Here is a 14,465-nt window from a genome sequence, read left to right as displayed (position 1 = left end):
GAGGCGGTCAGGGCAGGCGGACGCCGACCAGGCAGGTGTCGTCGTCGGTGTCGGCCTTGCTGTGCAGCAGCAGGTGGTCGAGCTGGTCGGCGAGGCCGGGCCGGGGGTGCTGGGCGGCGCCGAGGAGTTGGCGCAGCGAGTGGTCGACCGAGCGGTCCCGCCGTTCGATCAGGCCGTCGGTGTACATCAGCAGGGTGTCGCCGGAGCGCAGTTCCAGGGTGTGTTCGCGGTAGCGGGTCCGGGGGACCGCGCCGAGCAGCAGGCCGGGGACGCGGGGCAGCGCGGTGGCCACCCCGTCGCGTACCAGCAGCGGCGGCAGATGGCCGGCCCGGGCCCAGGTGAGCACCTGGCGCCCGGGGTGGTACACACCGCAGACGGCGGTGGCGGTGACCCGCTCGGTGAGGTGGTGGGTGACGGAGTTGAGCCAGCCGAGCAGCCGGGCCGGGCCGGCCCCGGTGGCGGCGAGGCCGCGCAGCGCGTTGCGCAGCGCCACCATGCCGGTGACGGCGCCGATGCCGTGGCCGGCGACGTCCCCGACGGCCAGCAGCACCCGGCCGTCGGGCAGGCGCACCGCGTCGTACCAGTCGCCGCCGACCAGGTGTTCCGCCTGGGCGGGCCGGTACCGTACGACGATCTCCAGGCCGGCGACCTCCTTGGGGCCGGGTTCGGGGGGCATGATGGCCCGCTGGAGCTGGAGGGCGAGCCGGTCGCTCTCGGCGGAGCGCTGTTCGGCGTCGGCGAGTTCGGCGCGGGTGGCGGCGAGCGCGATCTCGGTCCAGTGCTGCGCGGAGACGTCCTGGCAGACGCCGCGGACGGCGGTGGGCAGCCCGGCGCCGTCGGCCACCGGTTCGGCGACCACCCGCAGGTGGCGGACCACGCCGTCCGCGCGGCGCAGCCGGAAGGCGGTGGAGGCGGGCCGCTGGTGGTGGAGGACGGTGCGCAGGAAGCGGGAGAGGGCCACCGTGTCGTCGGGGTGGGCGTGGTCGCGCAGCCGGGTCAGCGGTATCGGCGGGGCGGTCGGCTCCAGTCCGAACAACTCGTGGAGCTGGCTGTTCCACAGTATCCGGCCGGTGATCAGATTCTCCTCGAACCCGCCGATCCGGCCGAGGCGTTGGGCGTGCTCCAGCAGGGCCGTCCGCGCGGTGGTGTCGTCCTCGGGGCGCCAGGTGAGCAGCAGGGCCTCGCCGACTCGGCCGATGCCCGCGGTGAGGGTGGGGGCGTGTGCGGCCGGCCTCACGCGGGTGCCGTGGTGCGGCTCACCGGTGGCGTAGACCCGGTGCGCCGCCTCGGAGAGGCCGCCGCCCCGCGCCGCCGTGGGGTACGCCTCCAGCAGCGGCAGCCCGGTGACGGCGGTACGGGGCCGGCCGGCGGGGTCGGTGAAGCGTTCGTTGGCGTGGGCGATCCGGAAGTCGGCGACGGTGCCGTCCGCGTCGAGCAGCGGCAGCAGGATCAGCGCGGGGTCCGGCAACGCCTCGGCGAGCGCGGCCAGTTCGGCCGGGACCGGTCGGGCGGACGGGGCGGACGGCGTCGCCGGGACGGTCGTCAGGGTGTGGGCGCACACCTCGGCCAGGGCCCGGAGCTGGCGGTGGACGGCGGGCGGGAACGGACCGGCCGGGCCGGGCCAGCACACCTCCAGCACGCCGAGAAGCCGCCCGGCGTACTCGGCCGGGACCACGACCCGGCAGGCGTCCGCGGTGAACTGCCCGGCCCCGATGGTGGGTTCGGCCGTGGCCGTGGTGACCCGGACGTCCCGCCGCTCGTCCAGCGCCCGCCGGGCGAGCGTGGTCACCCCGGGCGGCACATGGCACCAGCGGTGTTCCTCCGCGCCGGGGAAGCCGGCCTGCCCGGCGAGGGTCAGCGTGCCGTCCGGGGCGGCGGCCCACACCGCGACGGCCACCGCGCCCAGCGGCGCCAGCGCCTGGTCGAGCAGGACGCGGGCGGCGGCCCGGGTGTCGTCGGCGGCGAGCATCCCGGCCTCGGCGGTCCGCAGCGCGCCGGCGCCGCGGGCCGGGGCCTGCGGGGGTACGGCGGAGTGGCCGACGATGTCGGCGCACAACTCGGCCGGCGGCAGCCCGCTCTCCCGGGCCAGCCGCTCCAACTGCCGGGTGGCCTCGGCCTGGTCGCACCCCAGGCGTTCCATCAGCACGCCCTTGGCGACCCCGGCCAGGGCGTGCGTGGCGGCGGCGTACTCGGCGTCCGCCAGCCGCGCGCGCAGCCGTTCGACGGTGGCGGCGAGCCGGGCGGCCTCGTCGGCGGGTCCGGGGTCCAGGGGGTCGGTGGCGCGGGGCGGGCCGTCGTCCGGCGGTGCCGGATCGGGAACGGTCACGAGGGGTCGGCCGGGACGAGGAGGCGGTGGATGCGGTCGATCAGTTCCCGGGCGTCCACCGGCTTGGTCACGTAGGCGGTGGCGCCGGAGGCCAGCGACTTCTCCCGGTCGCCGGGCATCGCCTTGGCGGTGACGGCGATGATGGGCAGCCGGGCGTACTCGGGCATGGCGCGGATGGCGGCGGTGGCGGCGTAGCCGTCCATCTCCGGCATCATCACGTCCATCAGCACCAGGTCGACGTCCCTGTTGGCCAGCAGCGCCTCGATGCCCTTGCGGCCGTCCTCGGCGTGGAGCACGCGCATGCCCTGGGTCTCCAGGATGCCGCTGATCGCGAAGAGGTTGCGGGCGTCGTCGTCGACGACGAGGACGGTGCGCCCGGCCAGCCGTCCGTCCGTGGGCGCGGGGCCGGCCACCGGGCGGTGGGCGGGGCGGGCCAGCGGCAGTACGTCGGCCGGGCCCTCGGCGGTCAGGTGCAAGGTGATGCGTTCTCGCAACTCGTCGAGGCTGGCGAGGAGTTCCAGCGGCCCCTGCTCGGCGTAGGCGGCGAGCATGCGTTCCTGGAACGGGGTGAGCCGGTGGTTGTGGTGGGCGAGGACGGGGACGGTGTGCAGCGCGGGCGCGGTGTGCCAGGCGTCCAGGAAGCGGAACGCGCCGTCCTCGGTCATGTCGAGGGCGAGCACCACGCAATGGTGCGGGGTGCCGCCCAGGAGGGCGACGGCCTCCTCGGCGCCGACCGCGGTGGCCACCCGTACGGTGCCGTCGGCCGCGGTGGCGCCCGGCAGTTCGCCGACGGCGCTCTCGGCGACCAGCGAGAGCAGTCCGCGGGGCCGGTCCTCGACCACCAGCAGCCGCCGTTCGTCGCGGGCCACGGCGACGGCGGAGCGGTGGCGCGGCTCGTCGGGGTGGCGCACCGGCAGGTAGAGGGTGAAGACACTGCCGCGGCCCAGGGTGCTCTCGGCGGTGATGGCGCCGCCGAGGAGCTGGGCGATCTCCCGGCTGATGGACAGGCCGAGTCCGGTGCCGCCGTACTTGCGGCTGGTGGTGCCGTCGGCCTGCTGGAAGGCGCCGAAGACGGACTCCAGGTTGTGTTCGGCGATGCCGATGCCGGTGTCGCGGACCTGGAAGGCGACCGCCGGGCCGTGGCCGTGGCAGCCGGGCGGCAGTCCGTCGTCGGCGACCGTGCTGATCCGCAGCTCCACCTCGCCGGACTCGGTGAACTTCACGGCGTTGGAGAGCAGGTTGCGCAGCACCTGGCGCAGCCGGGAGTCGTCGGTGCACAGCTCGTCGGGGACGGACGGCTGCGTGGTGACGGCGAACCGCAGCCCCTTCTGCGAGGTCAGCGGGCGGAAGGTGGCCTCGACGTACTCCAGCAGCCGGGCCAGCGAGACCGGTTCGAGGTGGACGTCCATCTTGCCCGCCTCGACCTTGGACAGGTCGAGGATGTCGTTGATCAGCTGGAGCAGGTCGGAGCCGGCGGAGTGGATCACCCCGGCGTACTCGACCTGCTTGGGGGTGAGGTTGCGTGCCGGGTTCTGGGCGAGTAACTGGGCCAGGATGAGCAGGCTGTTGAGCGGGGTGCGCAGCTCATGGCTCATGTTGGCGAGGAATTCCGACTTGTACTTGGAGGCGAGGGCGAGTTGCTGGGCGCGGGCCTCCAGCTCCTGGCGGGCCTGCTCGATCTCCAGGTTCTTGGTCTCGATGTCACGGTTCTGCCGGACCAGCAGCGCCGCCTTCTCCTCCAGTTCGGCGTTGGAGCGCTGCAACTCCTCCTGCCTGGCCTGGAGTTCCTCGGAGCGCACCTGGAGTTCGCCGGCGAGCCGCTGCGACTCGGCCAGCAGTTCGTCGGTGCGCGCGTTGGCCACGATGGTGTTGACGTTGACCCCGATGGCCTCCATCAGCTGTTCGAGGAAGGTGTGGTGGACCGGGGTGAAGCCGTGTACGGAGGCGAGTTCTATGACGCCGAGCACCTGGTCCTCGGCGACGATGGGGAGCACGGCGAGGGCGGTGGGGTCGGTGTGGCCGAGGCCGGAGATGATGGTGGCGTAGCCGGGCGGGACGTCGTCGACGACGATGCCGCGTCGGCTGCGGGCCGCCTGGCCGACGAGCCCCTGGCCGAGCCGGAAGGAGGCGGGCGCCCCGGTGCCGCCGGGGTGGCCGTAGCGGCCGATGGGACGCAGCACGGTGCCGTCCGCGTCCTCCTCGGCCAGGAAGAAGACGCCGTACTGCGCGTCCACCAGCGGGGTCAGCTCGTCCATGACCGACTCGGCGACGGCGGGCAGGTCGCGGCGGCCCTGCATCAGCGCGGTGATGCGGGCGAGGTTGGTCTTGAGCCAGTCCTGTTCCTGGTTGGCCCGGGTGGTCTCGCGCAGCGACTTCACCATCGCGTTGATGTTGTCCTTGAGGTCGGCCACCTCGCCGGAGGCGTCCACCGTGATGGAGCGGGTCAGGTCGCCCTCGGCGACCGCGCTGGTGACGCCGGCGATGGCGCGTACCTGGCGGGTCAGGTTGCCGGCGAGTTCGTTGACGTTCTCCGTCAGCCGCTTCCAGGTGCCGGAGACCCCTTCCACCTCGGCCTGGCCGCCGAGGCGCCCCTCGCTGCCGACCTCCCGGGCCACCCGGGTGACCTCGGCGGCGAACGAGGAGAGCTGGTCGACCATGGTGTTGATGGTGGTCTTCAGCGCCAGGATCTCGCCGCGCGCGTCCACGTCGATCTTGCGGGTCAGGTCGCCCTGCGCGACCGCCGTGGTGACCTGGGCGATGTTGCGCACCTGGTTGGTGAGGTTGTTCGCCATCGAGTTGACGTTGTCGGTGAGGTCCTTCCAGGTGCCGGCGACGTTGGGCACCCTGGCCTGGCCGCCGAGGATGCCTTCGGTGCCCACCTCGCGGGCGACCCGGGTGACTTCGTCGGCGAAGGCGGAGAGGGTGTCCACCATGGTGTTGATCACCCCGGCGAGGGCGGCCACCTCGCCCTTCGCCTCGACGGTGATCTTCTGCGACAGGTCGCCGCGGGCGACCGCGGTGGCCACCTGGGCGATGGAGCGCACCTGCGCGGTGAGGTTGTCGGCCATCACGTTGACGTTGTCGGTGAGGTCCTTCCAGGTGCCGGAGACGCCCTTGACGTCCGCCTGCCCGCCGAGCCGCCCCTCGGTACCCACCTCACGGGCCACCCGGGTCACCTCGTCCGCGAACGACGAGAGCTGGTCCACCATCGTGTTGATGGTCTCCTTCAGCTCCAGGATCTCCCCGCGCGCGTCCACCCGGATCTTCTGGGTGAGGTCGCCGCGGGCCACCGCCGTGGTGACCTGGGCGATGGAACGCACCTGCGCGGTGAGGTTGTCCGCCATCACGTTGACCGACTCGGTCAGCGCCTTCCAGGTACCGGAGACGCCCTTGACGTCCGCCTGCCCGCCGAGCCGCCCCTCGGTACCCACCTCACGGGCCACCCGGGTCACCTCGTCCGCGAACGACGAGAGCTGATCGACCATCGTGTTGATGGTCTCCTTCAGCTCCAGGATCTCCCCGCGCGCGTCGACCGCGACCTTGCGGGTCAGGTCGCCGCGGGCGACCGCGGTGGCCACCTGGGCGATGGAGCGCACCTGCGTGGTGAGGTTCTCGGCCATGAAGTTGACCGAATCCGTCAGATCACGCCACGCCCCGCCGACCGCGGGCACCTGGGCCTGTCCGCCGAGGCGCCCCTCGCTGCCCACCTCCCGGGCGACCCGGGTCACCTCCGAGCTGAACAGCGACAGTTGGTCGACCATCCCGTTGAAGACGGTGCCGATCTCCCCGAGCAGCCCGGCCCCGCCCTCGGGCAGCCGGGTCGAGAAGTCGCCGTCGCGCACCGCGGTCAGCCCCACCAGCAACTGCCGCAGGTCCACGTCACCGACGTGCCCGCCGTCCGTCCCGGCCGTCGCCGCCGGGCCCTGCGTAACGTCCCCGGTCCCGGTAGCCCCGGTCATGCCCACCCTCGTCCACGGCCTCGTCGTCCGGCACCGTGCCGCACGGTCACGCGCTGCCTCGTGCCCTCGACGTCCCCTGTGGGACGGGCAGGTGTCCCCCAACGACTCGGCCGGCCGCTCACCGGTCGAGGCAGTGCTGCCATTATGCGGGCGCCCCGACCCCGCGGAGGGAGAACGGCGGACCCCGGCCGCTTAGCGGCCGGTGCACGGCCGGGCGGTCCGCGCTCCCGCCGCGCGCCCGCGCTCAGCCCCCACGCCGGTGCCGACGTGCCGTGGAGCACCCCGCACGGGCGGCGCGGCCGGTGGCCCTCCCCGCGCCCGTCGGTACGCCGTGGCCAACTCACCGGAGCCCGCGGTGCGTTAGGGATCACACCGATCCGGTGGCCTGCGGCACGTCGCCGGGGTACGAGGTACGCTCGGCGGGACGCCCGCCCGTTTCCCGGCGCTTCGAGGAGAGGTGGATGCCCACACCCGACCGCGGTCACCCCGGTCCGTCCGCCGCGCCCCGGGGCAAGCACCTGTGCCACGCCTACGGTGACGAGCGGGAGCACGCCGAGGCGGTGAGCGGCTTCGTCCACGAGGGCCTGGCACGCGGCCAGCGCGTGCTCTACGTCACCGGCACCGGTGATCCGCCGGAGGTGCTCGACCTGCTGCGCGTCCGGGACGGGGACGTGGCCGCCGCGGTGGACCGGGGGCAGCTCGTGGTGGCGAGCGCCGCCGCCGGGACGGCCCCCGGCCCGTTCGACCCGGGCGCCGTGGTCGCCGGGGTGCGGGCCGCCTGCGAACGCGGGCTCGCCGACGGGTGCCCGGGGCTGCGGCTCGTCGGTGACCTGGGCTGGGCGGAGCGACAACCACCCGACGCCGAGCGGCTGTTGGAGTACGAACTGCGGTTGGAGGCGGAGGTGTACGCCGAGCTGCCCCTCACCGGGGTGTGCCTGTACGACCGGCGGGCCGCGCCCGTCGATCTGCTGGCGGCGGCGCACCCGCGGCGGCTTTCGGAGGGCGGCCCGGCCGGACGGGCCGTCGGCGAGCCGCCGTTGGCGGTGGCGCCGCTGTCCGGGAACACGGGCCTGCGGCTGCTGGGCGACGCCGATCTGGACACCCGGCCGGTGCTGACCGCCGCGCTGGAGGCGCTGGCGCGCATCGGCGGCACCGTGGTGCGCCTCGACCTGTCCGCCGTCGGCCACCTCGACGTGGCGGCGGTCGGGGCGCTGGTGCGCACCACGCGGGCGCTGCGGGAACAGGGCCGTCGGCTGGTGCTGGTCGAGCCGCCGGAGACGTTGCGACGGACGGCCGGATTCTTCCCCGAGGAGTGCAGCGTGCTGGAGCCGGCCCCATGACCGACACCGAGACCACCTCCCCGGGCCACCCCTTCGTGCACCCCGCGCTCTTCTACCGCACGCCGGACGAGTACGCGGCCGGGGTCGGCGGCTTCGTCCGGGACGCGCTCGACGCCGGTGAGCCGGTCCTCGTGGCGGTGCCGGGCGGGCGTTCGGCGGTGCTGCGCGAGGCGCTGGGGGCGGGCGCGGACGGCGTGGAGTTCGCCGACATGACGGAGCTGGGGCGCAACCCGGGGCGGATCCTCGCCGCGTTGCAGGGGTTCGCCGACCGGTACCGGGGGCGCCCGGCGCGGATCGTGGGCGAGCCGATCTGGCCCGGCCGCTCGCGTTCGGAGGTGCTGGAGGCCACCCGGCACGAAGCCCTCATCAACACCGCGTTCGCCGGACGCCCGGCGACCATCCTGTGCCCCTACGACGTCTCCGGCCTGCCGGACGCCGTGGTCGCCGACGCCCGGCGCACCCACCCCACGCTGATCGAGAACGGCCGCACGGATTCCAGCGCCGACTACTGCGACCCGGCCGTGGTCTGCGCCGACTGCGACGAGCCGCTGCCGGAGCCGTCGAACGCCCCGCCGCTGTCGTACGGCGCGGGGCAGCTCGGCGAGGTCCGTGAGCACGCCGACGCCTGGGCCCGGGGCACCGCGCTCTCCCCGGGGCGCCGCGCCGACCTCGTGCTGGCGGTCGGCGAGGCCACCGCCAACTCCCTGGCGCACGGCGGCGGCCGGGGCACGCTGCGGCTGTGGACCACCGCCGACGGCACGGTGGTCGCCGAGGTGCGCGACAACGGCCGGCTGAAGAACCCGCTGGCGGGTCGGCGGCGTCCGGAGATCACCGGCACCGACGGCGGCCGGGGGCTGTGGATCATCCACCAGCTGTGCGACCTGGTGGAGGTCCGGGCCGGCGCCACCGGGCTGACGTTGCGGCTGCACTTCTCCGGCTGACGCCGCGCGCCCGGCGCGCTCAGCCGACGTCCGCGGTGACCACCGCGGGCGTACGGTCGTCGGCCCCGGCGAGGAGGGCTCCGCCGGGGCCACACGGCGGCGCGTTCAGCAGGTGGCCAACGAGACGCGGACGCCGCCGAATTGGAAGTGGTCGTCCTGGTCGCCGTCGGCGCCGAAGACCGGGGTGCCGATGTCGGGACGCGAACTGACCATCGGCACCGCGCAGTTGAGCACGACGGCGATGCCGCTCGCCCGGACCGGGTCGAGCCGGGGGTCGTAAGGACCCGTCCGCGGTCCGGGGTCGGCGGCGAGGGCGACGAGCCGCCGTACGTTGCCGGGTATGTCGCACGGGGCGCGGGTGAGCTGGGCGGCGGCCCTCATGGCGCCATGAAGGCAGCCGCGCCCGGGCGGTCAGGCGTTCTGTCCGGCCGGCCGCGGCCAGCGGATCCGGGTGGTGCACAACGAGACCAGGACCGCGGAGACGGCGACGGCCGCCATGCCCCACACCAGGCTGCTGGCGTTGGCGATGAAGCCGATCACCGGCGGCCCGGCCAGCAGCCCCGCGGTCCCCATGGCGGCGACCAGGGTCAGCGCGTCGGAGCCCTGGCCGGCGGCGGCCACGTAGACGCACGGGGTCACCGCGGCGATGCCCAGGCCCACGCAGGCGAAGCCGAGCAGCGCGGGCACCACTCCCCCGCTGACCAGGGCGAGCGCCAGCCCGGCCGCGGCGAGCACGCTGCCGACCCGCACCACGCGTCCGTCCCCCCAGCGGCTGCGCCAGCCGTCGGCGAAGAGGCGGGCCGCCACCATCATCACCGAGACCACGGCGATCCCCAACGGCGCCATTTCCGACGAGGCGCCCACGACATCCCGCATGTACAGCGCCGACCAGTCGTTCATGGCGCCCTCGGTCACCGTGCCGAACACCATGGCACACCCCATCCACAACGTCACCCGCGACGGCAGGGTGAGCCGGCCCCGCCGCTTCTTCTTCTCCGGGGCCGCCGTCTGCTGATCCTCCGTCAGCAGACCGGTCCTGGCGACCGCGACCAGCAGCACGATCACCACGGCGGCCACCGCGAAGTGGGCGGTCATCGCCGGGGTCAGCAGGTTGACGCCGGAGGCGAGGAGCGCGGCGAAGAGCGAGCCGCCGCTGAACGTGGCGTGCAACTTGGCCATGGCGGTGCGCCCGTGGACCGCCTCCAGCGCGGCGCCCTGGGCGTTCATGGCGACGTTGAGGCAGCCGACGGCGACCCCGTCGCAGCACATGACGACCATGGCCACCGGGTAGTCGGGCGCCACGGCGAGCGCGAGGAGCAGCAGCGCCAGGGCGAGCGCGGAAAGACACGCCAGCCGCCGTGAGCCGAGGCGTCTCATCAACGCGGCCACCAGCGGGAACGAGGCCGCCGCGCCCGCGCCGCAGGCCATCAGCAGCAGCCCGACCTCGGCGGCGCTCAGCCCCAGGTGCGCCTTGACGGTGGGGATCCGGGAGGCCCAGGTGGCGTACTGGAAGCCGAGCGCGGCGAAGAGCGCCGCGATCGCCAGCAGGGACCGCCGGAACGGGTCGTGAACGGGGAACACGTCGATCAGCCCACTTCGTACTCGGACGGCGGCCGGTGCCCCGGGCCGCCGGGTGGCGTCGGCTCCGCGGAGCGGGCCGATGACCGGGCCGGCGGCTCCACCGCCCGCCACGGCCGGGACATGTAGACGGCGTCCGTGCCGTAGCTGTCGGGGAGTTCGACCCCCGGGTGGGCGGTGAAGCCGTGGCCCGCCCAGTAGGTCCCGCTGCCGGCCACGGCGACCAGGGAGAGGCGCCGGTAGCCGGCCGGCGCCGCGGTGGTGGTCAGGTGGCGCAGCAGGTGGCCGCCGAGTCCCCGGCCGCGCAGCGGTTCGGCGACGACGACGTCGTGCAGGTGCAGGTTGCCGTGGTGGCGGGCGGCGCTGCCTTCGGTCCGGGCCAGGTCGGGGACGCGGAACGGGGGGTAGGGCAGGGCCAGCAGATAGCCGGCCACCCGGTCGTGGTGGTCGAGCACGAAACACGTCCGCGGCGAGGCACGCACCCTGGACTGGAGCGCGGCGCGCCCCTCGGAGAGTCCGTGCCGGGTGTACGCGCCGGCCTCCAGCGCCACGATGGCCGGCCAGTCGGCATCCTGGATGTGCCGCACGCGCGGGCGGTCGCTCATCCCTCGCCCCCGATCACGGTGTACGGCAGCGGGTCGAAGCCGTTGAACCCCGTGGTGGTGTAACTGGTGGCGTAGGCGCCGCAGGCCAGCAACCACACCGGGTCGCCGGAGGCGACGTCCTCGGGCACTGCCACCAGGCCGTACTCGGCGTCGTAGGCGTCGTCGCTGTCGCAGGTGGGTCCGGCGACGACGGCGGGGACGGTCTTCGCGCCCCGGTGCGTGGGGAAGACCAGGGGGTACTGCACGGCGTCCATCTCGTAGAGCCCGTTGAACTTGCCGCAGCTGAGGTAGAGCCAGTGGCGGCGTTCGCCGTCGGGCTGCCGCCGGGCGGCGAGCCGGGCGACGTGGGCCCGGATGGCGCCGTGGTCGGCGACGAGGTGGCGGCCGGGCTCCAGCACGAAGCGCAGCGGGTGACCGGCCACCTCCCGCAGCCGCTGCATGCCCTCGCGGAGCACGGCGAACATCTTGTCCAGCGGCGGCTCCAGCGGTCTGCCGCGCCGGTCGAGGTAGCCGAGCGCGGGCAGTCCGCCGCCGAGGTTGACGTGGTCGGGCCGGATCCCCCGCCGCTTCAGCGCGGTGATCGCTTCGGCGAGGAGGTCGACGGCGTCGTGCCACGCTTCGGTGGTCATCTGCTGGGAGCCGACGTGGACGGAGAGGCCGGCCGGGGTCAGCCCGGCCTCCCGCGCCGTGTCCAGCACGCGTACCGCCTCCGGCACCGCGCAGCCGTACTTCCTGGTGAGCCCCCACAGCGCGCCGTGCCCGCTGGTGGCCAGGCGGCAGAAGACCCGGGCGCCCGGGGCGTGGGCGGCGACCGCCGTCACGTCCTCGACGCTGTCGGTGGCGAAGTCGCGCACCCCGAGCCGGTACGCCTCGGCGATGTTGTGGTCGGACTTGATGGTGTTGCCGTAGTGGATGTCGGCGACGGGGACGCCGGCCGCGATCGCCTGGGCGATCTCGTTGGGGCTCGCCGCGTCGGCCCCGGCGCCCTGGCGTGCCAGGGCGGACACGACCTCGTCCACCGGGCATGCCTTCATGGCGAACCGGACGGCGACCCCGGGCAGTTCGCGCCGCAGGGCACGGTGGTTCCCGGTGATGCCGGCCAGGTCGAGGACGAGCCGGTCCTCGGTGGCCTCGGCCAGGGCGGCGCGCAGCGGTGCGCCGGGTGCGTTGCGGTCCATGTCAGCGGTCCCGGTGCGGTACGGGGAAGCCGACGGCCCTGCTCGCCCGTACCAGGGGTTCCCACGCCTCGATGAGGAACGCGAAGTCCTCGGTGTCCGCCTGTGCCTCGTCCAGCAGTTGGTCGGTGCGGGAGGCCAGCAGGTCGGCGAAGGCGGCGTACCGTCCGCCGAGCGCGCGGTAGGAACGGTCCAGGCTGCGCAGGCGTTTGACGTTCTCGGTGGTGTCGAGCGCGGTGGCGTCCCGGACGAAGCCGGCGACGAGCCGGGTCCGTATCCGGTTCTCCTCGTCCAGCAGCGCTTCGCCGGCTTCGGCCATCCTGGCGTAGACGGCGTTGAAGTAGAGCATCGACAGGAAGAACTTGACCAGGCGCAGCTGGTAGCCGGTGAACCCCTGGCCGGTCTTGCGTTCCGGGGTGTGGAAGTTGACGATGTTGCGGTTGTGCAGGACGCCGGGGAGTGCGGCGTCGTGGACGAGGTGGATGAGGAAGTAGTCGCTGCCGATGGTGTCGGTGGCCGGTGGCAGCGGCACCTGTTCGTGCACCCGGTGGAAACTGATGTTGCACATGTCCACCCGCATGGGGTCGACCACGGTCAGCACCGCGTGGTCGGCGGTGAACGGCTCGCTGCCCGCGCCCTTGAACGACTCCTCGACGAGGCGGCGCTTGCGTTCGCCGGACCAGTCGGCGGGGGCCCAGAGGCTGACGATGTCGTGGTAGATGCCGGGGTCGATGGCGTGGATCTCGCCGATGTCGACGGAGAGTTCGCCCACGAAGGAGCTGCCCACCATGGTCACCGGCTTGCCGGCGTGGCGTTCCGCCAGGGTGTTGGCGTCCACCCGGGTCGCCGCCTCGCCGGCCCGCAGCCCGAGGGAGGTCAGCTCGTGGTGGACGGGGTAGAGGGGCTCCCCGTCGAGGTACTGGTAGCGGCTGTCGGAGTCGCGGCGGTGGACGGAGTCGCAGCCGAGGGCGGCGGCGATCAGGAAGGCGCGGTTGGTGCAGGCACCGTAGGAGACGCCGGCCGGGAGCATGAGGTCGAGCACGAGGTCGGGTTTGACGGCTCCGGCGTGGTCGATCACCCGCTGGAGGAAGCCGCGCTGGGCTGCCTCGTCCAGGTGGTGCACGGTGACCGGACGGGTCTCCCGCACCCGCCGCGCGGCTTCCGCGTGCCGGGCGAAGGTGTCCGGGTCGGAGGAGTCGAGGATCAGCAGGTACACCTCGGCGTCGAAGTGCCCGGCGGCGTAGGCTGCTTCGTCGCCCACCGCGGATATGGTCTCGGCGCAGGGGCGGTTGGTGGGAAGGGTCAGGCAGACTTTACGCATTCCCGGTCCCCGGAGGTCTGGTCGGATTCCTGCTTGCCGTGCCAGGACTTCAGCCCCAGCAGCCGGGCGCCGAGTTCGTCGAGTTCGGCGGTGGCGTAGCGGAGTGATTCGGGTGTGACGGCGTCGCCGAGGAGGGTGGCGTTCCAGTCCGGTGTGCTGAGGTCGCGCCAGGATTCGACCCGGGAGTTCCGCAGTTTCCCGTGGGATTCCAGGGCGGGCATCATGGACAGGTACTGCACGGCCCGCACCCCGTCGCGTGAGGTGTTGCGGGCGACTCCGTGGGCGAGCAGTCCGTTCCAGATGAGCAGGTCGCCGGCGGCGAGTTCGGGGCGGACGACGGGGAATTCGGCGCGGTCGACGTCGGGGCGGATGGGGTCGCGGCCGGCGGGCTGTTCCACCCGCCAGCGGTCGAACCGGCGGAAGAGTTCGGGGGAACACTGGAACCCGCCGCACTCCGGGGTGGTGTCGTTGAGGGCGATGATTCCCTGCACCCGTTGCGGCGGGACGCTGAGCGAGGTGTCGACGTCCCAGTGGAGTTCGATGTCGAACCCCTTGTCGGTGGGGGCGATGAGCGCGCGGTCGCGGTTGCGGATGTTGGGCGGGTTGAGGTTGAGCCGGTCGAGGGTGACCCAGAGTTCTTCGCAGTCCCAGACGTCGACGAAGGCGTCGTAGACCCGCCGGTTCTGCCTGCTGTCCCAGATCAGCTGGTGGTGGTAGGCCTCCACGAAGCCGTAGATGTGCAGTTCGCGGTCGAGGTCGGAGCGGTAGGGGCGCTCCTCGTACCAGGTCTCCGGGCGCTCGGGGTCGAGGCCCTGGAAGTCCCAGGCGAAGTCGAGCAGACGCCGGGCCGCGTCGGCCGGGATGGCTTCCTTCACCACCACGTAACCGTAGGTCTGCCAGAAGTCGAAGTCGGCTTCGGAGAGCACGCGCAGCGGCCGGGTTTTCCTCAGGTCCCGCAGTGGTGTCTGCGCCAGGTAGCTCTCGCCGTCCGCGCTGAAATACGGAATGTCAGATGGGGCTCGGTACAGGTAGCGGTCCGATGTCGGCATGAAAACGCTCCAAGGCTCGCGATTACCGTGGCTGTCCGGACGGACCGTTCTCCGGCGGCGGTGGGTGTCGGGTACACCGGTGCGGTCCGCACCGGGCTGCCTTCGGCGCGCGCCGCGCCGCTCGGGATCGTCACGGGGTCGTCACCGCCGCGGTGAACTCAAGGCGCACGG

At 73.6% G+C, this 14,465-nt stretch carries 10 protein-coding genes; 2 read left to right on the top strand and 8 right to left on the bottom strand.

All coding sequences use genetic code 11. The features are described from left to right. Window positions 1-7: 7 nt before the first annotated feature. Both SCATT_RS32865 and SCATT_RS32860 read right to left on the bottom strand, forming a co-directional pair. Window positions 8-2,326: a SpoIIE family protein phosphatase gene (locus tag SCATT_RS32865; RefSeq protein ID WP_014151033.1), complete on the bottom strand. Its 2,319-nt coding sequence runs from the start codon at window positions 2,324-2,326 to the stop codon at window positions 8-10. After that, window positions 2,323-6,285 (bottom strand): HAMP domain-containing protein, encoded by a 3,963-nt coding sequence (locus SCATT_RS32860; RefSeq protein ID WP_014151034.1) that lies wholly within the window; start codon window positions 6,283-6,285, stop codon window positions 2,323-2,325. The genes SCATT_RS32865 and SCATT_RS32860 overlap by 4 nt, the downstream gene beginning before the upstream one ends. Before the next feature lie 461 nt (window positions 6,286-6,746). On the opposite strand from SCATT_RS32860, the gene SCATT_RS32855 reads away from it, so the two are divergent. Further along, window positions 6,747-7,625 carry an MEDS domain-containing protein gene (locus SCATT_RS32855; protein ID WP_014151035.1) on the top strand — a complete coding sequence of 293 codons (879 nt, stop codon included), beginning with the start codon at window positions 6,747-6,749 and terminating at the stop codon, window positions 7,623-7,625. Continuing rightward, entirely contained in the window at window positions 7,622-8,566 is a 945-nt protein-coding gene (locus tag SCATT_RS32850) for a sensor histidine kinase (protein ID WP_014151036.1), read from the top strand. Before SCATT_RS32855 ends, SCATT_RS32850 begins: the two co-directional genes overlap by 4 nt. Window positions 8,567-8,671: 105 nt before the next feature. Here the strand turns inward: SCATT_RS32850 and SCATT_RS32845 are convergent, their stop codons facing one another. Genes SCATT_RS32845 through SCATT_RS32820 form a run of 6 tightly spaced genes read right to left on the bottom strand, consistent with a single transcriptional unit; the run spans window position 8,672 to window position 14,294 of the window. Then, a complete protein-coding gene (locus tag SCATT_RS32845; protein ID WP_014151037.1) occupies window positions 8,672-8,947 on the bottom strand; it encodes a hypothetical protein in 276 nt (91 codons plus the stop codon). 30 nt (window positions 8,948-8,977) lie between these two features. After that, window positions 8,978-10,147: an MFS transporter gene (locus SCATT_RS32840; protein ID WP_014151038.1), complete on the bottom strand. Its 1,170-nt coding sequence runs from the start codon at window positions 10,145-10,147 to the stop codon at window positions 8,978-8,980. Window positions 10,148-10,152: 5 nt separating this feature from the next. Further along, window positions 10,153-10,749: a GNAT family N-acetyltransferase gene (locus SCATT_RS32835; RefSeq protein WP_014151039.1), complete on the bottom strand. Its 597-nt coding sequence runs from the start codon at window positions 10,747-10,749 to the stop codon at window positions 10,153-10,155. Then, window positions 10,746-11,927, bottom strand: coding sequence for a type III PLP-dependent enzyme (locus SCATT_RS32830; RefSeq protein WP_014151040.1), 1,182 nt, complete (start codon window positions 11,925-11,927; stop codon window positions 10,746-10,748). Before SCATT_RS32830 ends, SCATT_RS32835 begins: the two co-directional genes overlap by 4 nt. A gap of 1 nt (window position 11,928) precedes the next feature. After that, on the bottom strand, window positions 11,929-13,245 hold the full coding sequence (locus SCATT_RS32825; RefSeq protein WP_014151041.1) for a DUF6271 family protein: 1,317 nt from the start codon (window positions 13,243-13,245) through the stop codon (window positions 11,929-11,931). Continuing rightward, a complete protein-coding gene (locus tag SCATT_RS32820; RefSeq protein ID WP_014626997.1) occupies window positions 13,227-14,294 on the bottom strand; it encodes a phytanoyl-CoA dioxygenase family protein in 1,068 nt (355 codons plus the stop codon). The genes SCATT_RS32825 and SCATT_RS32820 overlap by 19 nt, the downstream gene beginning before the upstream one ends. Window positions 14,295-14,465 lie beyond the last annotated feature (171 nt).

The organism is Streptantibioticus cattleyicolor NRRL 8057 = DSM 46488 (assembly GCF_000240165.1).
GTDB classification, from domain to species: Bacteria; Actinomycetota; Actinomycetes; order Streptomycetales; family Streptomycetaceae; genus Streptantibioticus; species Streptantibioticus cattleyicolor.
Note: the sequence above shows the minus strand (reverse complement) of the source record. Positions and strands in the feature narration are given on the sequence as shown.